21 protein-coding genes are annotated in these 24,581 nt (G+C 52.7%); all 21 read right to left on the minus strand.

What is annotated here, in order from left to right:
- Positions 1 to 11 precede the first annotated feature (11 nt).
- The gene (gene argH / locus ACFPOF_RS03085) at positions 12 to 1,433 is read right to left on the minus strand and encodes an argininosuccinate lyase (RefSeq protein WP_378129520.1); all 1,422 of its coding nucleotides are present in this window, start codon (positions 1,431 to 1,433) and stop codon (positions 12 to 14) included.
- A 135-nt stretch (positions 1,434 to 1,568) separates the two neighbouring features.
- Positions 1,569 to 2,810: an argininosuccinate synthase gene (locus ACFPOF_RS03090; RefSeq protein ID WP_378129522.1), complete on the minus strand. Its 1,242-nt coding sequence runs from the start codon at positions 2,808 to 2,810 to the stop codon at positions 1,569 to 1,571.
- Between the two features lie 382 nt (positions 2,811 to 3,192).
- Positions 3,193 to 4,152 carry an ornithine carbamoyltransferase gene (gene argF, locus ACFPOF_RS03095; protein ID WP_378129524.1) on the minus strand — a complete coding sequence of 320 codons (960 nt, stop codon included), beginning with the start codon at positions 4,150 to 4,152 and terminating at the stop codon, positions 3,193 to 3,195.
- A gap of 220 nt (positions 4,153 to 4,372) precedes the next feature.
- The gene (locus tag ACFPOF_RS03100) at positions 4,373 to 5,557 is read right to left on the minus strand and encodes an acetylornithine transaminase (protein WP_378129526.1); all 1,185 of its coding nucleotides are present in this window, start codon (positions 5,555 to 5,557) and stop codon (positions 4,373 to 4,375) included.
- A 20-nt stretch (positions 5,558 to 5,577) separates the two neighbouring features.
- Positions 5,578 to 6,369, minus strand: a complete 792-nt coding sequence (gene argB, locus ACFPOF_RS03105; protein WP_378129528.1) for an acetylglutamate kinase — start codon at positions 6,367 to 6,369, stop codon at positions 5,578 to 5,580.
- Positions 6,370 to 6,381: 12 nt separating this feature from the next.
- A complete protein-coding gene (gene argJ / locus ACFPOF_RS03110) occupies positions 6,382 to 7,611 on the minus strand; it encodes a bifunctional glutamate N-acetyltransferase/amino-acid acetyltransferase ArgJ (RefSeq protein WP_378129530.1) in 1,230 nt (409 codons plus the stop codon).
- Between the two features lie 27 nt (positions 7,612 to 7,638).
- Positions 7,639 to 8,691 (minus strand): N-acetyl-gamma-glutamyl-phosphate reductase, encoded by a 1,053-nt coding sequence (gene argC / locus ACFPOF_RS03115; protein ID WP_378129532.1) that lies wholly within the window; start codon positions 8,689 to 8,691, stop codon positions 7,639 to 7,641.
- 273 nt (positions 8,692 to 8,964) lie between these two features.
- Complete coding sequence (locus ACFPOF_RS03120) at positions 8,965 to 9,858, minus strand: YitT family protein (protein ID WP_378129646.1); 894 nt, start codon at positions 9,856 to 9,858, stop codon at positions 8,965 to 8,967.
- Positions 9,859 to 10,047: 189 nt separating this feature from the next.
- A protein-coding gene (prfB, locus tag ACFPOF_RS03125) for a peptide chain release factor 2 (RefSeq protein WP_378129534.1) occupies positions 10,048 to 11,167 on the minus strand; the annotation gives its coding sequence in 2 pieces (ribosomal slippage) (positions 10,048 to 11,088 and positions 11,090 to 11,167; 1,119 coding nt in all).
- A gap of 198 nt (positions 11,168 to 11,365) precedes the next feature.
- A complete protein-coding gene (secA, locus tag ACFPOF_RS03130) occupies positions 11,366 to 13,882 on the minus strand; it encodes a preprotein translocase subunit SecA (protein ID WP_378129536.1) in 2,517 nt (838 codons plus the stop codon).
- 154 nt (positions 13,883 to 14,036) lie between these two features.
- Positions 14,037 to 14,378, minus strand: coding sequence for a hypothetical protein (locus tag ACFPOF_RS03135; protein WP_378129538.1), 342 nt, complete (start codon positions 14,376 to 14,378; stop codon positions 14,037 to 14,039).
- Positions 14,379 to 14,512: 134 nt separating this feature from the next.
- Entirely contained in the window at positions 14,513 to 16,126 is a 1,614-nt protein-coding gene (gene rfbH, locus ACFPOF_RS03140) for a lipopolysaccharide biosynthesis protein RfbH (protein ID WP_378129540.1), read from the minus strand.
- Positions 16,123 to 17,202, minus strand: coding sequence for a CDP-glucose 4,6-dehydratase (rfbG, locus tag ACFPOF_RS03145; RefSeq protein WP_378129542.1), 1,080 nt, complete (start codon positions 17,200 to 17,202; stop codon positions 16,123 to 16,125). Before rfbG ends, rfbH begins: the two co-directional genes overlap by 4 nt.
- A 179-nt stretch (positions 17,203 to 17,381) precedes the next feature.
- Positions 17,382 to 17,942 carry a ribosome hibernation-promoting factor, HPF/YfiA family gene (hpf, locus tag ACFPOF_RS03150; RefSeq protein WP_378129544.1) on the minus strand — a complete coding sequence of 187 codons (561 nt, stop codon included), beginning with the start codon at positions 17,940 to 17,942 and terminating at the stop codon, positions 17,382 to 17,384.
- A gap of 232 nt (positions 17,943 to 18,174) precedes the next feature.
- On the minus strand, positions 18,175 to 18,372 hold the full coding sequence (locus ACFPOF_RS03155; RefSeq protein ID WP_209745463.1) for a cold shock domain-containing protein: 198 nt from the start codon (positions 18,370 to 18,372) through the stop codon (positions 18,175 to 18,177).
- A gap of 158 nt (positions 18,373 to 18,530) precedes the next feature.
- Positions 18,531 to 19,697, minus strand: coding sequence for a nucleotide sugar dehydrogenase (locus ACFPOF_RS03160; RefSeq protein WP_378129546.1), 1,167 nt, complete (start codon positions 19,695 to 19,697; stop codon positions 18,531 to 18,533).
- Positions 19,698 to 19,715: 18 nt separating this feature from the next.
- Positions 19,716 to 20,807, minus strand: a complete 1,092-nt coding sequence (locus ACFPOF_RS03165) for a hypothetical protein (RefSeq protein WP_378129548.1) — start codon at positions 20,805 to 20,807, stop codon at positions 19,716 to 19,718.
- Positions 20,808 to 21,222: 415 nt separating this feature from the next.
- The gene (locus tag ACFPOF_RS03170; protein WP_378129550.1) at positions 21,223 to 21,936 is read right to left on the minus strand and encodes an acylneuraminate cytidylyltransferase family protein; all 714 of its coding nucleotides are present in this window, start codon (positions 21,934 to 21,936) and stop codon (positions 21,223 to 21,225) included.
- Between the two features lie 20 nt (positions 21,937 to 21,956).
- Positions 21,957 to 22,598, minus strand: a complete 642-nt coding sequence (hisH, locus tag ACFPOF_RS03175; protein WP_378129552.1) for an imidazole glycerol phosphate synthase subunit HisH — start codon at positions 22,596 to 22,598, stop codon at positions 21,957 to 21,959.
- Positions 22,598 to 23,377: an imidazole glycerol phosphate synthase subunit HisF gene (gene hisF / locus ACFPOF_RS03180; protein ID WP_378129554.1), complete on the minus strand. Its 780-nt coding sequence runs from the start codon at positions 23,375 to 23,377 to the stop codon at positions 22,598 to 22,600. The genes hisH and hisF overlap by 1 nt, the downstream gene beginning before the upstream one ends.
- 27 nt (positions 23,378 to 23,404) lie before the next feature.
- Positions 23,405 to 24,559, minus strand: coding sequence for an N-acetyl sugar amidotransferase (locus tag ACFPOF_RS03185; protein WP_378129555.1), 1,155 nt, complete (start codon positions 24,557 to 24,559; stop codon positions 23,405 to 23,407).
- Between the last annotated feature and the right edge of the window lie 22 nt (positions 24,560 to 24,581).

The following is a 24,581-nucleotide window of genomic DNA, read 5'->3' on the forward strand; positions in this document are numbered from 1 at the left end:
CTAGTCCCTTCTTACAGTAGCCCCGACTTCGCCTCGTACTCGGTTACCCATGCGGCGGTGCGGGAAAGCTCGGCTTCGGCGCGTTCGATCGCGGCCGTTACTTGCGGCGTGGCGGTACCGCCGTACACGTTGCGGGCATTCACAACCGCTTCCGGCTGCAACACAGCGTAGATCCGGTCGTCGAACAGCGGCGAGAATTGCTTGAACTCGTCCAACGTCAAGTCGAGCAGGAACTTGTTTTGTTGAATGCAGTACAGCACCGTCTTGCCGATGACTTCATGCGCTTGGCGGAACGGCAATCCTTTGCCCACAAGGAAGTCGGCGATGTCGGTCGCGTTCGAGAAGTCCTGGTCGACGGCTTTGCGCATTTTCTCTTTGCGCACTTTCATCGTCTCGATCATCGGTGCGAATAGCTGAAGAGCGCCTTGCAGCGTCTTCACCGTGTCGAACATGCCTTCTTTGTCTTCTTGCATGTCTTTGTTGTACGCGAGTGGCAGCGACTTCAGCACGGTCAGCAGCCCGATCAGATTGCCGTACACACGGCCTGTCTTGCCGCGAACAAGCTCAGGCACGTCCGGGTTTTTCTTCTGCGGCATAATGCTCGATCCGGTGCAGAATGCATCGTCAAGCTCGACGAACTGGAACTCGGTGCTCGACCAGAGGATCAGCTCTTCGCTCAGACGCGACAGATGCGTCATAATCAGCGCCGCACCGCTCAGAAACTCGACGATGAAGTCGCGGTCGCTGACGGCGTCGAGGCTGTTCTCGTACACGCGGCCGAAGTTTAATTGCTGAGCCGTAAAATGGCGGTCGATCGCGAAAGTCGTACCCGCGAGCGCACCAGCGCCAAGCGGCAGCGCGTCGATACGCTTGTAGCTGTCTTGCAGACGTTCGATGTCGCGTCCAAACATCGATACGTACGCCATCAGATGATGGGCGAACAGAATTGGCTGCGCGCGCTGCAAGTGCGTATAACCCGGTACGATCGTGTCGAGGTTCGCTTTCGCTTGCCCAACGAGTGCGGTTTGCAGCTTCTGCAGCATGGCGACGAATTCGACGACGCGCTTGCGAAGATACAAGTGCATGTCCGTCGCCACTTGGTCGTTGCGGCTGCGTCCGGTATGGAGCTTGCCGCCGACTGGGCCAATCTCCTCGATAAGTGCCTTCTCGACGCTCATGTGAATGTCTTCGTCGGCTACGAGGAACTCATGCTCGCCTTTTGCGATGCTTTGCCGAACTTTAAGCAGGCCGTCTTTGATTTTCTCGACGTCCTCATCCGGCAGAATGCCGCATTTGCCCAGCATCGTGACGTGTGCGAGACTGCCTTGAATGTCCTCGAAGGCAAGTTCCTTGTCGAACGAAATCGACGCGGTATATTCTTCAACCAGTTGGTCGGTTTTTTTCGTAAAACGACCGCCCCACAGCTTGCTCATGCTCGGTAACCCTCTCTCTTCGGTAAATAGGCAAAAGGGGAGAGCGCACAAGGAAGGTGCCGCCCGCATAGCCTCGCCGTTCGGCGGGGGATGGTTTGGCAGGCTTCCCGTTCGCTGCTCCCTTTTTGTCCTTTATCAGTTAATGCCGGAAGCGCCGTTTACGCCCGAAGATACCTTCAAGCGAAGCGCGTTCAGGCGGATAAAGCCGGTGGCGTCGCCTTGATCGTACGCCTTGGTAGGGTCCGCTTCCATCGTGGCGATGTGCGGGTTGTACAGGCTGACCGGGCTCTTGAGACCGGCTGCCATCACGTTGCCTTTGTACAGCTTCAGACGGACAGTGCCTGTTACGTTTTTCTGGCTTTCGTTGACAAGAGCTTGGATCGCCAGACGCTCAGGAGCAAACCAGAAGCCGTTGTAGACGAGGGAGCTGTATTTGGAAATCAAGGAGTCGCGAAGGTGCATCACATCACGGTCCATGGTAAGAGATTCGATCTTGCGGTGCGCGGTAAAAAGAATGCTGCCGCCCGGCGTCTCGTACACGCCGCGGCTCTTCATGCCGACGAAGCGGTTCTCTACCATGTCGACGCGGCCGATGCCGTGTTTGCCGCCGATCTCGTTCAGCTTATCCATGACATCGAGCGGGCTCAGCTTCTCGCCGTTGATCGCGACGCAGTCGCCGGCTTCAAAATCAAGCTCGATGTACTCGGCTTGGTCCGGCGCTTTCTCCGGGGAGACGCTTAGCACGTACATTTCTTCGACATCTGCCGCGCTTGAATCGAACCAAGGATCTTCGAGCATGCCGCTCTCGAAGCTGATGTGCAGCAAGTTACGGTCGGTCGAATACGGCTTCGACGCAGACGCTTGAACCGGAATGCCGTGTTTCTCGGCGTATGCGATCATCTCCGCACGTCCCGGGAACGCTTCGCGGAACGCCTCATCGCGCCAAGGAGCGATGACTTCGATGTTCGGAGCAAGAGCAGCAGCCGTCAATTCGAAACGGACTTGGTCATTGCCTTTGCCCGTTGCGCCGTGGGCGATCGCCGTAGCGCCTTCTGCTAGCGCGATCTCGACCATACGCTTCGCGATGAGCGGGCGAGCGATCGAGGTGCCGAGCAAATATTGACCTTCGTACAGAGCGCCGGCTTGGAACATCGGATAGATGAAATCTTTCGCGAATTCGGCGCGCAGGTCGTCGATGTACACTTTGGAAGCGCCGGTTTTGAGCGCCTTCTCTTCGAGGCCGTCTAGTTCGTCCTTCTGGCCGATGTCGGCGGTAAAGGTGATGATCTCGGCGTCGTATGTTTCTTTTAACCAAGTCAGAATGACGGAAGTATCGAGGCCGCCGGAGTAGGCGAGCACGATTTTGTTTTTAGCCATGGGATAGATAAGCTCCTTTAGATCAAATTGCGTTGCGGAAAAAATATCAGTTAACGAGCGAGATGGCGCTGTAAGTCGGTTTAACCCACTTACAGACGCGTTCGGCGGACTTTACGACGCTGTAAGTCGGTTTAACCCACTTACAGGCACGTTGGACTGACTTTCCGGCGACGTAAGTCGGTTTAACCCACTTACAGGCACGTTCAACAGGCTTTTCGGCGCTGTAAGTCGGTTTAACCCACTTACAGGCACGTTCAACAGGCTTTTCGGCGCTGTAAGTCGGTTTAACCCACCTACAAACATGTTCAGCGAACCTTTCGGCGCTGTAAGTCGGTTTAACCCAGTTACAACTTCTCGCGGACCGCCAGTCCTCGTCCCTTCCTTACATAATCGCAGCCATAATCGCTTTCTGCGCGTGCAGACGATTCTCGGCTTCGTCGAAAATAACGGAGTTTTTGCCGTCGATGACGCCTTCGCTCACTTCCTCGCCGCGATGCGCAGGCAGGCAGTGCATGAACAAATAGTCCGGCTTCGCATATTGTACGAGCGCCTCGTTCACTTGGTAGTTCTTGAACGCTTTCTCGCGTTCCTTCTGTTCTTCTTCGAAGCCCATGCTTGCCCATACGTCGGTGTAGACGATGTCCGCGCCTTCGATCGCCTCGCGTGGGTCGCGCAAAATGTCGATGCGGGAGCCCGTTTCTTGGGCTGCGTCTTTGGACTGCTGCACGGCAGTCTCGCTAGGATCGTACCCTTCCGGAGACGCGCTGGCGAAATGCATGCCCAGCTTCGCCGCGCCCATCATGAGCGAGTGAAGCACGTTGTTGCCGTCGCCGATATAAGCGACTTTGAGCCCTTCGAGCTTGCCTTTATGTTCAAGCGCCGTCTGGTAGTCGGCCATCGCCTGGCACGGGTGGGACTGGTCGGACAAGGCGTTGATGACCGGAATCGTTGCACCGCGCGCCAACTCAACCACATTGCGGTGTCCAAACGTCCGCAAAATCATGCCGTCGAGATATCGGGACATCACTTGCGCCGTATCGCGAATCGTCTCGCCTCGGCCCATCTGAATGTCGTTGCGGCTCAGGAATAACGCCTGGCCTCCCAACTGATACATGCCCACTTCGAACGATACGCGCGTACGCGTGGACGATTTCTCGAAAATCATGCCGAGAGACTTGCCCTTCAGTGGATGATATTCTTCACCGGCTTTCTGCTTGCGCTTCAGCTCGATGGCGAGGTCAAGCAGATACCGGATCTCTTCCGGCGTAAAATCGACGAGACCGAGGAAATCGCGGCCTTTCAGTTGCGCGGCGATTCTTTCGGCGTCAATAGCCGTCGTCATAGCAAACACTCCTTCTCTATAGAAAACATGCGTCAGCGGCTTCTCCGCTCATTCAAGCGTTGGCGGTTCTGGGGCGTGTCTGAAAACCCGCTCAGGGGCATCTTTCACCGCCTTTTCGCCCCCTGCTTCGTCGCGTTTGCTCGACGTACCCCCGGTACGCTTTCACAAACGTTCCTTGCATGGAACGAAAATTCGGCCAAATCTACTCCCCTCGGAGTATTCAGGCACGCCCTGCCACCGCTTGTTCCGTCAGCACGGCTGCGATCAAAGCAACCGCCGCGTCGATATCTTCATTGCTTACGAGCAAGTTCGGCAGCAAACGAATGACGTTAGGACCGGCCGGCACAACGAGTAAACCACGCTTATGCAGTTCGGCGATCGCTTCCGATGCCGGAGCGTCGCACAAAATGCCGATAAGCAAACCTTTGCCACGAATGCCGACAACCTGGGGCAGGCCCGCAAGTTTCTCGTGCAATTGAGCCATCAAGTAATCCGCCGCCGCCGCCGCTTTGTCGGCTACTTTCTCCGCGAGCATCGTCTCGATCGTTGCGATGACGGATGCCATAATCAGCGGTGTCGCGCCAAACGTCGTCGCGTGAGCGCCGGGGACGAACGCGTCTTTCACATGCGCTTTCGCAAGCATCGCGCCTACAGGAACCCCGCTGCCAAGACCTTTGGCCAATGTGAAAATATCCGGCTCAACGCCATAGTGCTCGTATGCGAACAGCTTGCCCGTGCGTCCCATACCGGTCTGGATCTCATCGACGATAAGCAGAATGCCGTGGCGATCGCACAGCGCCCGCACGTCTCTCAAGAAATCCGCATCAACCGGGATAACTCCGCCTTCCGCTTGCACAAGCTCAAGCATGATCGCCGCCGTCTTGTCGTTGACAGCCGCTTCAAGCGCTGGCAGATCGTGCAATGGCACATGGACGAAACCTTGCGGCAAAGGCAAGAATCCTTCTTTGACTTTGTCTTGGCCGGTGGCGGTCAACGTCGCGATCGTGCGTCCGTGGAACGACTGCGTAAACGTAATGACCTCGTAACGGTCGGTGCCTTTCAGCTTCTGGTGGTAACGACGTGCGAGCTTGATTGCCGCTTCGTTCGCCTCTGCGCCGCTGTTGCAGAAAAATACCGCATCCGCACAGCTATTGTCGACGAGCAGCTTCGCGGCCTTTTCCCCGTTCGGGGTATGGAACAAGTTCGAAACGTGCCACAACTGATCAAGCTGCTGCACAATTGCGTTCTTAACCGCATCCGGCACGTGGCCGAGGTTGGTGACCGCAAGCCCGCTCATGAAGTCGATATATTCTTTGCCTTGATCGTCCCACAGACGGCTGCCTTTGCCTTTCACCAGTGTGATCGGAAATCTCGCATAAGTCGAAAACAACGCGCTGTCGCTCATTCCCATCTCTCCTCGCTCACTTATTCCCGGACGATCCGGGTTCCGATATTGCCATCGTTTACCGCGCGGCTCAATACGCGTTCCGCGGAGCCGTCGACGATTAGCACTTCTTTGACATTGCCGTGCAGACAGCTCATCGCCGCGCTCACTTTAGGGATCATGCCGCCGTAGATTTCTCCGCTTGCGATCATCTCTTCGATATCCGCGAAGGTGACTTGAGGTAGCACAACTTTCTCGCCGTCTACTGTGCGCATAATGCCCGGAACATCTGTTACGACGATCATCGTATCGACGCCAAGCTCGGACGCGACAGCGCCCGCCGCCGTATCGGCATTAATGTTGTATCGTTGTCCCGCTGCATCGATGCCGATCGGCGCTATGACGGGTAAGTATCCGAGTGCGATTACCCCTTCGACAAGAGACGCATTCACGCCGGTGACGTCGCCGACGAGCCCGACTTCGGCCGCGTTCGCGACCGGTTTCGCTTCGATCAGCCTGCCGTCCGTGCCGGAAAGCCCGATCGACTTCGCACCGTTGATTTGCAGCTTGCGCACGATCTCCTTGTTGATTCGCCCGGCGAGTACCATTTCAACGACGTCAAGCGTCGCTTCGTCGGTGACGCGAAGACCGTTCAGGAATCGGCTTTCGATGCCGAGTTTGCCGAGCGTCTCGTTGATCGCCGGACCGCCTCCATGCACGATAACTGGCTGGGTGCCGTTCATCTGCAAGTCGCGCAAGTCCTGGAAAAACGCGTCGGGCAATGCCGCGAGCGTGCTTCCCCCGCACTTCATTACAAATTTGCTGCTGCTCATCTTCCGCTCCCCTTACGTCCGGTAAGCGGCGTTGATGCGCACGTAATCGTAAGTCAGATCGCAGCCCCACGCCTTCGCTTGCCCGCTTCCCATATTCAAATTCACGTGAATGGCGACCGTATCGCCTTTTAAGTATTCGAGCGCTTTCTCTTCGTCAAAAGGAATCGGGCGGGACTGCTCCAGCACGACGATATCTCCCAGACGAATGTCGACCGTGCCGACGTTAACCGGCTGGCCTGCGCGACCAACGGCTGCAATGATGCGTCCCCAGTTGGCGTCCGCTCCGTATACGGCCGATTTCACGAGACTCGAGCCGATGATCGTCTTGGCGATCGCTTGAGCGGCGAAATCGCTGTCCGCGCCGACGACAACCGTCTCGATCAGCTTCGTCGCGCCTTCGCCGTCGCGGGCGATCGCTTTCGCCAGCTCGACGCATACGTGCTGCAAACCGGCCGCGAACGCTGCGAAGTCCGGATGGCTCCGGGTCAACTCGTTATTTTCGGCCAAGCCGCTCGCCATCGCCACCAACATGTCATTCGTGCTCGTGTCGCCGTCGACGGTAATCATGTTAAAGCTGACATTCGTAATCTCGCGAAGCAGCTCCTGAAGCAAAGGCGAACCAATCTTGGCGTCCGTCGTAACGAAGCCGAGCATCGTCGCCATATTCGGGTGGATCATGCCGGAACCTTTGGCCGCTCCCGCGATCGTCACCTGTTGCCCATCGATCGTCAGCGACACGCAACTGACTTTCTTCACGAGGTCCGTCGTCAGAATCGCCTGGCAGAAATCGTCGGAGCCTTGATCGTCGCTTCGCAACCGTCCGGGCAGATTTTCGATGCCGGTGTTCACACGGTCCATCTTGAGCAGTTCCCCGATGACGCCTGTGGAAGCGACCGCCACCTGACTGGCGCCGACTCCAAGAGCCGCAGCCGCGTTCGCTTGCATCGCACGCGCGTCGGCATCGCCTTGCGCTCCCGTACAAGCGTTGGCATTGCCGCTGTTCACCAGTACCGCGCGCAGTATTCCACCTTCAGCCAACGCTTCGCGCGTGACTTGAAGCGGAGCAGCCTGGAACAGGTTCGTCGTATAGACAGCCGCAGCAGCCGCAGGCACTTCGCACAAGATAACGCCCAGATCGTGGCGATCCGTTTTCTTTAATCCGCAATGAAGGCCGCCGGCTTGAAAACCTTTGGGCGTAGTGACGCCTCCGCCTTCAACGATCTCAAATAACTGTTTTCCCATCGTTATTCGTCCGTCCCTCTCGTCCTATTATGGATAAACCGGCGTGAACTGAAGGCCGAGCGTTTCGTCCCAGTTCATAAGCAGGTTCAAATTTTGGATCGCTTGACCGGCAGCGCCTTTGACCAAGTTGTCGGTGACGGAAATAATCGTTACGCGCCCTGTTCTCTCGTCAACGGAAAAGCCGATGTCGCAGTAGTTCGTGCCGTACGTTTCTTTCGTCGCCGGCCACTTGCCTTCCGGACGGACACGGACAAATTTGCGTCCCTCGTAAAACTGGCGATACAGCTCCACGAAATCCGCGTCGGTGCGTTTGCCGTTTATTTTGGCGTACATCGTAGCCATAATGCCCCGGGTCATCGGCACAAGATGTGTCGTGAACGTGGTGGCGACCGGGCGCCCCGCCGCTTCCGACAACACTTGCTCGATTTCCGGCGTATGTTGGTGTTTGTTGATTTTGTACGCTTTGAAGTTCTCGTTAATTTCCGAATAGTGTGTGCCGAGGCTCGCGCCGCGGCCTGCGCCGGACACGCCAGACTTGGCGTCAATGATAATGGTGTCCGGATCGATCCACCCCGCCTTGACTGCAGGATATAATCCGAGCAACGAAGTTGTCGTGAAGCAGCCCGGGTTGGCAACGAAATCCGTCTTCGCTACCTGATCGCCGTATATTTCGGAAAGACCGTAGACCGCGCGTTCGACGTAAGCGGCATCCGCAGGCTCGTGCTTATACCATTTCTCGTAGACGTCGCCGGACTCGAGCCGGAAATCTCCGGACAAATCGATCACTTTCATCCCTGCGTCCAGGAACTGCGGCGCGAGTTTCATACTGACGCCATGAGGCGTCGCGAGAAACACGACATCGGCTTTGGCGCTGATCGCCTCCACGTTCAGATCGTCGAGCAAGTCCGTGTGGATCTCCGTCAAATGCGGAAATCCTTCGGCGATCGACGTACCCGCCGTAGAAGATGAAATAACCGACGTAATCGTCACTTTCGGATGAGACTGCAACAAACGGATCAATTCGACGCCGCCGTAGCCGGTCGAGCCGACGATGGCCGCGCGGATGTTCGATGAACTCATTATGATTCCCCCATGCATGGCGTGCGTGACGCGAATAATGGAATAAAAATTGCGCACGCGATCGTAATCACGTGCATGGCAAACCTTCCTAATTGTAACGGATTACTGCGCTGAATTGAAGCAAGATGTATGACAAATGCCAAACACTTCTAATCGCTTCCCGTGGAAGTAGATGCAAGCCGTTCTCCGTCTCGTTATGCATTATTATACATTCAAAGTATTATTTATTCAATGGTTGAATTCATGAATTAGCGTCCTAATGTCCGTCTTCTCTCAGAGCAAACGTTCATCATGGAACCCTTCGCCGAGCACTTCGGCCGCGTTCGTAATAATGATAAACGCGTCCGGGTCCGCATCTCGCACGAGCAGTTTCAACCGCACGACTTCGTTCTGACCCACGACGGCGAGCAGCACCGGACGATCGTCGCCCGTATAACCCCCGACGCCTTGCAGCCTCGTCAGCCCCCGATCGAGCTCATGCAAAATCGCGCTCGATACGCGCTCGGGGTTTTTCGAAATAATAAAAGCTGCCTTCGACGTCTGCAATCCTGTCTGAATGAGGTCGATCGTCTTGCTTGTCGCGAATAAGCCGATCAGTGCATACAGCGCATTTTCAAGAGAAATGAATAATCCTGCGGACAAAATGACGAGCCCGTCCAACATTGCGACAGCCAAACCTAATCGAATGCCGAGTACCCGATGGATGATCTGGGCCGCAACGTCCAGCCCACCGGTCGACCCTCTCCCCCGGAAAACGATGCCAAGCCCGATCCCGACGCCGAGTCCGCCATATAGCGCGCCAAGAAGCGGCTCGTGAGTAGGCGGTTCCCATCCGGAAGTAAGCAGCACGAATAACGGCAGCATAATCGTACCTACTGCCGTTTTGAAACCGAAGTTGCGTCCGAGCACCAGGACCCCCGCAATAAAAAGCGGAATATTAAGCGCCCACTGCGTGTAAGCCGGGGCGATGCCGGCAAGCGAATGCAAAATAACGGATATACCGGACACGCCGCCCGAGGCGATCTGATTGGGCAGCAGGAATAAGTTAAAGCTGGCCGCTATGAAGAACGATCCGACCAATACGGATAAATAACTAAATATGACTCGTAAACGAGGAGACAAACGGGACCTTGCCCTCTTGTTCGTAATAACAGGTACGGAATGCATGCGTGGATGATGTTGATCGTGTTGATGGTGTTGATGTTGATTGTGATCTTGATCCTGATCGGACATTGTTTCTCCTCTTTCCCACGTTAAAGCACTAGGATAATTGCCGTCTATACGAAGAAAACTTCTTGCACTTGTAAGTGTAAGAAGTTTCTTCATTCGCTATGCATCTTATCGATTGATTAAACGTTATTGAACGTCCTGCTTGATCTGGCTGCGCAAGTAGCCGTCGATGAAAGCGTCAAGGTCACCGTCCATGACCGCTCCGATGTTACCCGTCTCGACGGACGTTCGATGGTCTTTGACCATGCTGTACGGATGAAACACGTAAGAGCGGATTTGGCTTCCCCACGCGATGTCCATCTGCTCACCGCGCACTTCCGCGAGTTCCTTCTGCTGCTCCTGGATGCGCAGCTCGTAGAGCTTGGATTGGAGCATCTTCATCGCCTTATCCTTATTCTGGATCTGCGAGCGCTGCGTCTGGGACGCAACTACGACGCCCGTCGGCAAGTGAGTGAGACGGACAGCCGAGTCCGTCTTATTGATGTGTTGACCACCAGCGCCGCTAGCACGATACGTATCGACCCGTAAATCCTCCGGACGAATCTCGATGTGAATTTCGTCGTTGATCTCCGGAATGACATCGCATGATACGAAAGAGGTATGGCGTCGGCCCGAAGCGTCGAACGGCGAAATCCGAACAAGTCGGTGAACGCCTTTCTCCGCTTTCAGATAACCGTAAGCGTTGTGCCCGCGAATCTGAATCGTAACACTTTTGATACCAGCCTCGTCGCCGGGCAAGTAGTCGATCAGCTCGACTTTGAAGCCGCGCTTCTCCGCCCACCGCGTATACATCCGGTACAACATCGACGCCCAGTCTTGCGACTCGGTGCCGCCTGCACCCGGATGAAGCTCCAGAATCGCATCCAGCTTATCATACGGCTGGTTAAGCAGAAGCTGAAGCTCGAAGCCATCGACTTTGGCGACAAGCGCCTTCACGCTGTCCGTCCATTCGACGGCCATTTCTTCGTCGAATTCCTCGTCCAAGATCTCGAGCATTTCCTCGAGATCCTTCAACTCATTCGCCAACGCTTCGTACTGGTCGACAACAGACTTGATCGCGTTCATCTCGCCGATGATCGCTTGCGCTTTGTCGTTATCGTCCCAGAAATTTGGATCGCTCATTTTGACTTCGTAGTTCTCGATCTGTTCTTTCTTCAGATCTAAGTCAAAGTGACCCCCTAAGTTGCTGGAGTCGCTTCGCGCTCTCGCGAAGATCTTGCTTTACCGATACATCAAGTTCTAACATGATGAACTCACCTCATATAGAAATGCCTTTCCGCTTTAGGGCGAGTCTGCTACCCCACTCAGGAGCATCTATCACCGCCTTTTCGCCCCCTGCTTCGTTGCGCTTGTTTGACGTACCTCCGGTACGCCTGCACAAGCGCGCCTTGCATGGAACGAAAATTCGGCAACATCTGCTTCCCTCGGAGGTTGCAGACTCACCCTAGTCTATGCGACCATGACACATTTTGTATTTCTTGCCGCTGCCGCATGGGCACGGATCGTTCCTGCCGACCGCCGCTGCATCGCGCGTCTTCGGCTTCTTCGGACCTTCTTCCGCCTTCGTATCGACGGCCTGCCCTTCCGCGACCGCTTCCCGCTTCGGAGGAGTCGCCTGCACCGTTGCGCGCATGACGTACATCGTGATCTCTTCCTCGATGCGTTCGATCATGGAGAGGAACATGTTATGACCCTCGAATTGATACTCGCGGAGCGGATCGTTGCCGCCGTAAGCCCGCAAGTGAATACCTTGGCGCAAGTGATCCATCGCGTCGATATGGTCCATCCATTTGCTGTCGACGGCACGGAGCACAACGACTTTCTCGAATTCGCGCATCGTATCGACGCCGATCATCTCTTCACGGTCGTTGTACAATTGATTAACCCGCTCGAGAATCATCTCGACCAGCTCATCCTTTTCTTTGCCCCACAGATCGTCTTTGTTCAGACGGTCTTCCGGCAGGAAGTGCGAATGAGCGTACGTAAGCAAGTTATCCAAATCCCAATCTTCCGGTACATCCTCGTCAGAACAGTGGCTCTCGACCGCACGGGTAACGACCGAACGAATCATGCCTTCGACGACTTCGCGGATGTTCTCGGAGGAGAGAATGGAACGACGGTCGCCATAGATGCGTTCACGCTGCAAGTTGATGACGTCGTCGTATTGCAATACGATACGTCGAGCATCGAAGTTGCTGCCTTCGACTCTCTTCTGCGCGGATTCGATCGCTCTGGTGATAAGGCGACTCTCGATCGGCGAATCTTCGTCGAAGCCAAGGCGTTCCATCATGCCCATAATATTGTCGGCGCCGAAACGGCGCATCAATTCGTCTTGCATCGATAAGTAGAACTGGGACGAGCCCTGGTCGCCTTGACGGCCTGCGCGGCCGCGCAGCTGGTTATCGATCCGACGCGACTCGTGCCGCTCGGTGCCGATGATGTGCAAGCCGCCGAGGTCGGCGACGCCTTGTCCGAGCAGAATGTCCGTACCGCGGCCAGCCATGTTCGTCGCGATCGTGACCGTGCCGCGTTGGCCTGCGTTCGTAATGATCGCAGCTTCTTCGGCATGGTACTTGGCATTCAACACTTGGTGGCTGACGCCCTTCTTCTTCAGCATCTCGGAGATGCGCTCCGAGTTCTCGATCGATACCGTACCGACAAGCACCGGTTGTCCGGTCGCATGACGACGAACGATCTCCTCGACAACGGCTTTGTATTTGCCGTTCTCCGACTTGTAGACGACGTCCGGAGAATCGGTCCGGATCATCGGGCGGTTCGTCGGCACTTGGATTACATCCAGACCGTAAATACGCTTGAACTCTTCTTCTTCCGTCTTCGCCGTACCGGTCATGCCGGCAAGCTTCCGATACATCCGGAAGTAGTTCTGGAACGTAATCGTCGCAAGAGTCATGCTTTCATTCTGTACAGTCAGCTGTTCTTTCGCTTCGATCGCCTGGTGAAGACCTTCGCTATATCGACGGCCAGCCATCAGACGTCCCGTGAACTCGTCCACGATCACAACTTCGTCTTCTTGCACCACATAGTCGACGTCACGTTTCATAATAAAACGCGCACGCAACGCCTGGTTCACGTGATGGTTCAGCGTGACGTTCTCGTGTGCGAACAAGTTCTCGATGTTAAAGGCGCGCTCAACTTTCGACACGCCGGCTTCGGTCAGCGTAACCGACCGCATTTTCACATCAATCGTGAAGTCTTCGGTGTCATTCAGCTTGCTGACGAGGCGGTCGGCAGCGTAGTACAGCTCCGTAGACTTCTGCGCTTGGCCGGAAATGATAAGCGGCGTGCGCGCTTCATCGACAAGGATCGAGTCGACTTCGTCGATGATGGCGTAATGGAGCGGACGCTGAACCATCTGCTCCTTATATAGCACCATATTGTCGCGTAAATAATCGAACCCGAACTCATTGTTCGTGCCATAAGTAATATCGCAAGCGTATGCGGCTTGCTTCTCTTCGTGGGTCAAGCCGTGCAGGTTGCAACCGACGGTCATGCCCAGGAATGTATAGATTTGCCCCATCTCTGCGCTATCGCGCTGGGCCAAATAATCATTGACTGTGACGACGTGAACGCCTTCTCCCTGGAGCGCGTTCAAATAAACGGCGAGCGTGCCGACGAGCGTCTTGCCTTCGCCAGTTCTCATCTCGGCGATTTTGCCGCTGTGCAACACCATGCCGCCGACTAATTGCACGTCGTAATGCCGTTTGTTCAGTACGCGTTTGGACGCTTCCCGAATGACGGCGAATGCTTCTGGAAGAATATCGTCCAAGGACTCGCCTTTGGCGATGCGTCCGCGGAATTCGTCCGTCTTCGCGCGAAGCCCCTCGTCGCTCAGCGGCGAAATGGAAGCTTCCAGCCCGTTGATCTGGTCGACGGTCTTGAGAAGCCTTTTTACCTCGCGTTCATTGGCATCTCCGAATATTTTTTTGACAAGTCCTAGCATGTGGACATACCCCTCTCTAGTGCGGGTCTAACCGTATCTTAACATTGTATCAGTTTGGCGAAATTGGAGCAAGGAAGGGCAGGATGTCTGCCAAAACAAAAAAGCCGCGCATTAGGAGGGTTACTCCAGACGGCACGGAATCGCAAAAGAATCGTTATTTTATTCGTTTTAATTCGCGAATGATTGTTTCCTGTTCCAGGGAATGGAGAGCCAGCGTCTCCAAAATCCGATCATGCCTGCCCTGGCCGGACTTCAGCTCGGACACGTCACTTTTGAGCACAGCGACATCCGATTTCAGCACTGCGACATCCGATTTCAGCACTGCGACATCCGCTTTCAATACCTCAACATCGTCTTTCAATACCGCGACATCCGCTTTCAATACCGCGACATCTTCTTGAATGACAGTAAGCTTGGCGTCCATCCCGGTAAACTTGGCATCCAACACTTCGAGAGAATGTTTGACCGCTAACATGAATTCTTTCATTTCATTCATCGGACCAGCTCCCTTTAATAGATAGTATACCAGATCGAATAGGCGAAAATAACAGAAAAAACCGCCCAGTTCTCCGGTTGGAGAACGAGCGGCGCGTGCTTCGCGTCCGTATCTGATTCATTAGCATCAATGTATCATTTTTTGCTTTGACGAGCAATAGCTGAGTACGGATTCGTGAAAGCCACTATTTCCTCAATCACATAATCAATCATCGTCTCGGTCAGCCCCGGGTACACGCCGAGCCAGAACGAACGCGTCATGACGATGTCGGTGTTCGTCAATTCGCCGACAACGCGATAACCTTTACCCGCTTCGCGCATCTCGTCGAAGAGGGGCTGCCGGATGAGGTTGCCTGCGAACAAAATGCGTGTTTGAATGCCTTTGCTTTCTAAGTGACGGACTACGCTTTCCCGCGTAAACGGCACATCCTCCTTGATCGTCAGAAGAAAGCCGAACCAACTAGGATCCGCATTCGCCGTCGGCCGGGGCAGATGGAAGAACAGCTCCAGAATCGCCAGCCCATCGTATAACCTTTTCCAATTGTCTCGTCTGGCAGCGACAATCGCTGGGAGCTTCTCGAGCTGGGCGCAACCAATCGCGGCTTGCATGTCGGTAATTTTCAAATTGTAGCCAAAATGGGTGTAAACGTACTTATGATCGTAGCCGTCAGGCAATTCGCCGAACTGTTGGGAAAATCTGCGCTTGCACGTGTTGTCTTTGCCGGAGGCGCACCAGCAGTCCCTACCCCAGTCGCGAAAAGACTCGATCGCCCGCTTCAGAAGCGGATTGTTCGTATACACCGCCCCTCCTTCTCCCATCGTTAAATGGTGCGGAGGATAGAAGCTGGACGTACCGATATGCCCGACCGTCCCCGTGAGTCTCCACTCGCCTTCATATAAATAAGTAGAACCGAGCGCGTCGCAATTGTCTTCAATGAGCCATAACCCATGTTGATCGCAAAATTCGCGCACCCGCCTCAAGTCGAACGGATTGCCAAGTGTATGAGCGACCATAACCGCCTTGGTTCGGGGACTGAATGCAGCTTCGAGCATCGAAGCATCGATGTTATACGTCTCCAATTCGATATCGACGAACACCGGCACCGCGCCGAACTGAATAATCGGATTCACCGTCGTCGGAAAAGAAGCGGCCACCGTGATCACCTCGTCTCCCGGGCGAATGCGGCGCTCTTTAAGTGTTCGGGATGTCAGGGACATAAAAGCGAGCAAGTTAGCGGACGACCCGGAGTTCGTCACGCTCGCGTATTTCACTCCGAGGGTTTTCGCGAGTTCCCGTTCGAATCGTTCGGTATACCGTCCGTTCGTCAGCCAGAAATCGAGGGAAGAATCGATCAGATTGGTCAGCTCATTCTCGTCAAAGTAACGTCCGCCATACGGAATCGGCTGTCCGGGCGAGAAGGCTTTGCGCTTCGGCTCCGCGTGTTTCACATCATAATGCCGACGTGTTTGAGCGAGAATGTGGTCTCTTAGCAATTTCTCTAGCAGGCCTTCGTTCGCATCAGCCAGCTTCGCACCGATCTGTTCGACGGGGACGGGGTACAATTTATCAGATTGAAATCGGTCAGCAGTCAGAGACAAATCTCCGGCTGTCTCATCGGGGATTGTCATTAAGAAAAATGGCACATCTCCTTGTATGTCCGCTGAGGCAGCTACGATCCCTTTGCGAGTTGCCCCCCTCCAGCTGACTTCGTACAAGGAACCGACCATTGGGGCCTCTGTTGCATTCATATCGCAGCCCCCTCTCCGCCTGCATTCTCGTAGTCATTAATCTGTTCGAGGCAGATGGACCGGATATCCGCGCCCCTCAAATACGCCTTTTGCCATTCGACTGTTCGATGTAGCGCCTCGTCCAGCTTCCATTGCGGATGCCACCCCAGTCTCGTCCGCGCCTTCGTGCTATCCAGCTTCAGTGTCATCGCTTCATGCATTGACTGGGAAGGTTTCGGTCCGATCTGATCTGTGATAGCTACAGTTCCCCACAAGGCACTCAGCCTAACAGCCAATTTGTGCACGGTCAGATGGTCTTCCTCCGCAGGCCCGAAGTTCCAGGCCCCATGATAGACTTCACCGTAAGTGTGAAGCCTTGCCGCCAATGCCAAATATCCGTGCAACGGGGCCAGCACATGCTGCCACGGCCTGACGGACGTTGGGTATCGTAATCGAATCGGCTGATTAGCCGCGAGCGCCTTTAACAAATCCGGAACAAGACGGTCGGCACTCCAGTCTCCGCCGCCAATAATGTTGCCTGCTCGAGTTGTGGCCACTGCTACTCCGTTTGCCTTTAGGAATGATTCCGAGTAAGAATGAACGATTAGCTCAGCGCAAGCTTTGGACGAAGAATACGGGTCTCTGCCGCCAAGCCGCTCATCCTCCCTGTAGCCCCACATCCATTCCTTGTTCCCATATACTTTATCCGTCGTTACGATGATCACCGCGCGGGCAGTACCGCTGGCACGGATCGCCTCCAGCACGTTCACCGTTCCCATCACATTTGTCATGTAAGTCCCCACAGGGTCTGTGTAGGCTTCCCTGACGAGTGGTTGAGCCGCAAGATGGAAAACGATATCCGGCCGACTTGCCGCCATCGCTTCATGTAGGCGAACCGCATGCCTCACGTCCCCGAAAACATGATCGACATGCGCCCCTACCGATGCCAGCCGGAATAGTGACGGATCGCCATCCGGTTCCAGCGCGTACCCCGTCACCTTCGCCCCCAACTTGGTCAGCCACATAGACAACCAGCTTCCTTTGAATCCAGTGTGACCGGTCACGAACACTTTTTTGCCAAGCCAAAAATCGTCCATTCCTCACGCCCCTCCACCCTGTGATCCCCGCTCTACTATCGTATGGCGTCTCTCGTCCATACGCCTGTGCATACGTGGTAATCGTCGAAGGCAAGAGTGTTGTGTAGTCATCGAAATCGGCGTAAACGACATAAAAGCCCCGGCGCAATGGCCGAGGCTTGTTGGTTATCGTTATCAGGTTATTCTGCGGATTCGATCAATCCGTATTTACCGTCATTGCGACGGTAAACGACGCTGACTTCTTTCGTCTCTGTATTCACAAATACGTAAAAGTTATGGCCGACGAGGTTCATTTGCAAAATTGCTTCTTCCACGTCCATCGGCTTCAGATTAAATTTCTTGGATTTCACGAGTTCCAGATCTTCCTCTTCGTCTCTCGCGATCGTCGAGACGCCGTGGCCGCCAAAGTCTTCCTTAAACAACGCCCGAGCGGAACCGGGCTCACGGAAATTGCGGTTGATCTTCGTCTTATGCTTGCGAATTTGCCTTTCAAGTTTGTCCACTACGAAATCAATCGACGCGTACATGTCTTCCCTTTTCTCTTCGGCCCGCAAAATCGCTCCGGGGAGGGGGATCGTAACTTCGATAGCTTGGTGACCTTTCGTCACGCTGAGGGTTACGTTGACATCAGATTGGGGAGGAGCTTCAAAATACCTTTCCAGACGACCAAGTTTCTTCTCCACGTACTCGCGAAGAGCATCAGTCACTTCCATACGCTGACCACGGATGTTGTATTTCATCTGGCATTCCTCCTTTTGCGTACTTCAATGATACCACATCCGAAGCGCCCATTCAAAACATTCCGATAATAATTTTGAATTATCTGAATATTTTACGAATATGCCTAAAGCAGGCAAAAATCCGCTAAAAATAAATAAAAACCCCGAATCGAAATCCGGGGTGCGTGGCAATATCGTCTTGACGAGTAACCCACAACTTGTATGATTGTTCGGCGGCATACCGCCGGGATGATTACGCTTTAGTAACGTTAGCTGCTTGAGGGCCGCGTGCGCCTTGCACGATGTCGAATTCTACCGATTGGCCTTCTTCAAGCGATTTGTAACCGTCCATTTGAATAGCGGAGAAGTGAACGAACACGTCGCCACCTTGCTCTGTTTCGATGAATCCGTAACCTTTTTCTGCGTTGAACCATTTAACTTTACCTTGCATGTGTTAAACATTCCCTTCATATTCAAATGACGTTAGACATAAGCAATAATGCCCAGCCCACAAGACGAATATAACATTTGTGAATATTTGGTGTCAATGGTTTTTTGAAAGCGGTGTCATGGTTGTGGTGTTTATCGATTCTACGCGACTCTGTTCCGTCAATCCCTGCTAAACAAGTCTCGTGTATAAACTTTATCCAGCACATCGTGTAGATCGTCGACCACACGATTCGTTACTATCACATCTGACACTCGTTTGAATTCATCTAAATCTCGCAGCACTCGAGAATTGAAAAAGTCCGACTCTTGTAATGCAGGCTCGTAAACGACAACCTCGGTGCCCTTAGCCTTAATGCGCTTCATGACCCCTTGAATGGCCGATTGGCGGAAGTTGTCCGAGTCCAATTTCATCGTCAGCCGGTATATGCCGACTACCTTGGGCTGCCTATTCATGATCATCTCTGCGACATGATCTTTGCGAGTACGGTTGGCGTCCACAATTGCCGACATGATGTTCTGCGGAACGTCCTTGTAATTCGCGAGCAACTGCTTCGTATCCTTCGGCAAGCAGTACCCTCCGTATCCGAACGACGGGTTGTTGTATTGACTGCCGATACGAGGGTCGAATCCGATGCCCTCAATGATTTGTCGCGTATTCAATCCCCGAATCTCGGCATAAGAATCGAGCTCGTTAAAAAAAGCAACCCGCATAGCCAAGTACGTATTCGCGAACAACTTGATCGCTTCTGCTTCTGTCGAGTCCGTGAATAGAATGGGCGGATCCTTCCGAATCGCTCCCTCAGCGAGCAAACTCGCAAATACGCGTGCTCGCTCCGACTGTTCGCCCACGATAATGCGCGAAGGATGTAGATTATCGTAAAGCGCCTTACCCTCTCGGAGAAATTCCGGTGAGAACAGGATATGATCCGTCGCAAATTGCCTCTTCACCGACTCTGTGTAACCGACAGGAACGGTAGATTTGATCACCATGACAGCATTGGGATTGATCGCCAGCACGTCGGCGATAACCGACTCTAAGCTCGTCGTGTCGAAGTGATTGTGCACCGGATCATAATTGGTTGGTGTGGAGATGATGACATAGTCCGCATCTTGGTATGCGATGCCGCTGTCTAGCGTCGCCGTCAGATTTAATTCGATTGTAGACAGGTAATTCTCAATTTCGGGATCCATTATCGGAGAACGCCGATTATTGATCAGTTCCACCTTCTCCGGAACGATGTCCAAGGCTACAACCTCGTGATGCTGCGCCAAAAGAATAGCATTCGAGAGCCCGACATACCCCGTCCCAGCGACTGCAATTTTCACGTGACACCTCCATCTGACCTAATTCTCTCTCACTTTATATTGCTCCAAAATATTCAAAATTTCATAAGATATATCTTTATATTTCTCTCGCTTATAATGTCTTATGTTATTTGTAACGTCTTCTCTTTCTTTTACCACTTTCCGGACATCCGCAATATGAACTCTATTATGTTTACTACAAAATTCCTCCAGCACACGATTCATTTTACGGTGGTGAAGATATCTATCTACTTCCCATTCGTGTTCCATAGGAACTTCGCTTCCATTTAAAAAAATAATTGGAACATTTTCCGGAACAGTATTCCTAAGCCAGGTAAGACCTTCCCGGAATTCTTCCTCTGAGTACGGAGTACCAATGAAGTTCTCACTCAACCATTGGAGATGAGACTTTGTTATTCTACCTTTATTATCCAGAATGGTTTGTTCCCAGTTGGCCGAATCTGTATACAAAAAGCTATAATCTTCAGTTACGAATTTGAGATCCTGATCCTCTTTATAGCGATACACCGCCAATGTATAATCCATTAAGACGCTGTATATTAGAAAATCGTATTGACTGTTCATTAGGCCTGTGTGGAACGTGTTGCTATCGTATTGCGGCACGTGCTCAATTAGAAAATCAATCTTATGCTTCGGCAGCATAAAGGCTTGGCGGAGAATCATCGTATGATCTCTGTGCGCATTAAACCCTTTCTCTGAAACATAATTGAACTCTGTCGCAACATCATAATCACTATTTAAATAATGAACGATGGAGTCGAGATCGCACCCCCCGCGCATAAAGCATTTCCGTTTTAAAGTCGGACCTGTTTGTTCATTGCTTTCCGAGAAACGTTCAACTTCACATATCCAATTTGGCGTATAATTACTCCGCAATGGAGTTGCAATTGGAGCTTCTACTTCGACTTGAGGATACCCGAGTTTTGCATATAGCCATTGCTCAACGCCTATATTAAGTACCCTGCATGAGAACAAAAAATGGATAAGATGATTGTTCTTCATTGCAAAAAAGCCAACAATACCATAATCCCCGAAATTGTCTTTGACTTGTATACACGCCGATTGAACCATTGGATCTTGAATAAGCTCAGACAGATCATTCTTTTCCATACGATTCTTCGTGTAATTTAATTGATTTGTACGATGAATCATTTCATGAATTCGATCCAACAGCCGCCCGCAATCAAACTCTAGTCTTACCTGAATATTCGATTCCTCAGGAATTGCTCGTTCGAAGTATATTTCGTCTGCTCTTTGAACCGCATTTCTAACAACTTATATTGTTTAAGCCGCGAATGGTCGACATCATCTTTCCCCTGAAACGCAGGATGACATATTATTTCCGGTATTTGTTCAGGACCCATTACATGGACTTCCGGCAAGTAAAACTTTACTTCTTCACGATTTCCATGGTTATCGTCAATAAAAACTAGTTCCAGCCCAGAAAGTGTCATCTAAATCCCAAATGACCATTTTTATATTAATTCCATTCATTTTTGGAAACGTTAGAATTGACATGCATCTATCACTCCCTTGATGCCCCATCATTTTTTTTATGCGGATTCATTTGAAACTCCACAATCCAAAAATCTTCTTCGGTATCAATGTCGAGCGATCGTGCGCGAGGCATTATGAAAGAAACAGTCCCGTTATCCAGTAACTTACCAGTTTGTCTAACCCAGGGTACCTCTGCAGCGTAAACAGCTCCGTTAAGCACGTACACCGGAGGCAACTGCTGTCTTGGTAGAGATCTGTCATTCGATTCCAAAACCGGTCTCATGGATCCCTTCTCGTCCAAATGATACATCCAAAGCGGGGTCTTATCCGCAAGCGTAACCGTGACGCATGAAGACACGCCGGATGAGACCAGCTTCTCTATACACCCGTCGATATCTTCCGTTTGCCGAAGTGGCGATGTAGGCTGTAAAAGCACGACAATATCGTAGTCCGGCAATTCGTCTATGGCATGGAGAACCGGAGCTATGCCTGGCGTATCGTCAAGCGCAAGCTCTGCCGGGCGAAGAAATGGAACATCGCCTCCCCAATTCCTTGATATCTCGGCGATTTCCTCACTCTCCGTGCTTATGATGCAACGATCTATGTATTGGGAACGGGCAGCACATTCAATCGCCCAAGCGATTAACGGCTTGCCGGAAAGCGGCTTGATGTTTTTGCCCGGGACTCCTTTGGATCCTCCGCGCGCCGGGATGACTGCGAGCACTTGTTTGCCATGGATCACGGCGCTGCCCCCTCGTTATTTTAGATCATTAAAAAATCGCGAATGATTTGAATGCCTACCGGACCGCTTTTTTCAGGATGAAACTGGCAGCCATACAGGTTTCGATCCTTAACCGCTGCGACCACCTTTCTACCGTTATAGCTTGTCGTCGCAAGGATGTGCGCCTCATTCTCAGGACATGCCATAAAGGAGTGTACGAAATAAACGTGGCTGTCCGAAGAAAGCTTCTCGAACGCCGTTCCACTCCACGCCTCTTCACCTTCCGGGTGTTTCAAGCCATTCCATCCGACATGCGGAATTTTATGTCCAAGCCCTGCCGACGTCGTATCGGGAATATGAACGATTCGGCCAGGAATCAGTCCTAGGCCTTCGTGATGCCCGAACTCCTCGCTCTCATCAAACATGAGCTGCATCCCAAGGCAGATGCCTAGAAACGGCTTCCCGCTGGCCGCAAATTTTCGAATGCACGGGACAAGCTCCCGCTCACGCAAAGCGCTCATCGCGCTACCGAATGCGCCTACGCCCGGTAAGAGGACGCGATCGGCTTTCAGAATCTTTTCCGGATCTCCCGATACCGAAACTTCCGCTCCGCAATGTTCCAAAGCTCTCTTAACGCTTAACAGATTTCCAGCGTCGTAATCAATAATCATTATTTTTTTCATTACAACGTCTCCAACCAGCCGTCATGGCGGACCGCGAGGTCATTCGATCTCGCATAGTTTCGGATTTCCCGTATGCTTATTCGGTTATAGTGAAGAACATCGGCCATAACAACCGCATCCGCCTTGCCCGTCGTTACCGCCTCTTTCAAATGTTCCAACGTCCCCATGCCGCCGCTTGCCACGACTGGAATCGGTACGGCGGTGCTGACCGCGCGAATCAATTCGACATCGAAGCCTTTGCGAGTTCCTTCTTGATCGACCGAAGTGAGCAATATTTCTCCCGCTCCGCGCTCTACGCCCAGCTTCGCCCATTCCACCACGTCGAGGCCCGTGCGTTCCCTGCCGTTCTCGATATAAACTTCCCATTTATGGTCTGCTAGCTTCTTAGCTTCAATCGATAGAACCATACACTGAGATCCGAAAGTTGTTGCAATATCGCTTATGAGCTGCGGGTTACGAGTTGCCGCCGTATTAACGGCAACTTTGTCCGCTCCTGCTCGAAGCAGCGACTTGGCGTCATCCGTCGATCGAATGCCTCCACCCACCGTAATCGGGATGAAAACATTTTGAGCCGTGTAAGAAACAATGTCCGACAAGCTGTTTCTTTCGTACAAACTCGCGACAGCATCCATATAAATGATTTCATCGATTCCCGCTTCATAATACCTCCGCGCGAATTGTTGCGGGTCTCCGACAACGCGCAAACCTTCCAGGTGCACGCCTTTTATTAAATTCGGACCCTTAATGTCCATTCGAGCGACCAAACGCAATTTGCCCATAAAGCCAATTCCCTTCGTAGCAACAGTTTACGGCTGCCATACTGTACGGCGAAGTTTCCATTCACCGCCTTGTTGCATCCAGATGTGATCGGAGCGCCAACTGTCGATTACTTCCCAGAACTGATCTTCGGTAATATCGCAATATTCGAGGAAGTCCTTATAGTACTTCGCCGGAAATTCTCCGTCGTATTTTTTGACGAGAGCGATCCCCTCTTCACGCGTAATCTTCTGGTCTCTGATCTCGTGCGCCGTATCGGAAGTCGTGCGTCCGATACCGAACTTTATGAAGCCCAAAAAGTAGTGGAAACCATCCACTCGATCATCGAGACTCGCGTATTTGGAATACGTACCTTCGGAACGTTCCGTATTCGCGGAGAAACCGGTATTCTCCGAGCAATAGTAATAGTTTTCTTGCGGGTCCCAGAACTTGTAGTAGCCGAAGAAATGAATCTCCGTGTTGTTTTTCAAAACGGACTCAAAGCTAGGCGCTTTGTACGGATATATATCCTTTTCCGAAACGCCGTGTTCTGTCCAAAACTCAGGCGGCAATCCCGAAAAGTAGTGTTTGTCATGGTCTTGAATTTCGCGCGTCGGCCGGAAAGCGTTCTTCATGTCGCCGCCGTATTCGACTTCTCCATTCTCACCGTACATAATCAAGGAAACGTTATTTTGCACTGCTACTTTCAGCGGAAAGTTCGTCTGACCGTAGATAAACGGTTGGAACGGATCACCCAAATGAAGAAAAGAAAGTTTGGTCATCAGCCGATGAACTTTGCCGTTCGGCGTACCCAGGACGTTATCGAAGCCCGATTGGATAAACCGATCCAGATTCCTGCGCCCGATTTCCGTCGGAAGATGAGGCGCCCACGTGACGGTCAACGGATTCATCCCGTACTTGTACTTCAGTTGGTGAGCGACGAAACCGCCGTCCTTCCCTCCGCTGCATGGTACGATCACATCATAAGAACCATCGTTCTTACGATGACGATCGAGCAGCTCGATCAGCTCTTTCTCACGGGCGTTCCAGTCTACCTGAGCTCTTTTATACTTAGCGTAATTGCACGCGCTGCAAACGCCGTTCTCGTCGAACGTAATCCGCGGACGCTGGTTGGAAATCGTGCATTCCTTACAAAACCGGATATCTTGGGGTAGTTTGTACTTATTAAGCACGTCATGTTTCATGAATCTATTCCTCCATCGCAAC

It is taken from the genome of Cohnella soli, assembly GCF_042655525.1.
Classification (GTDB): Bacteria; Bacillota; Bacilli; order Paenibacillales; family Paenibacillaceae; genus Cohnella; species Cohnella soli.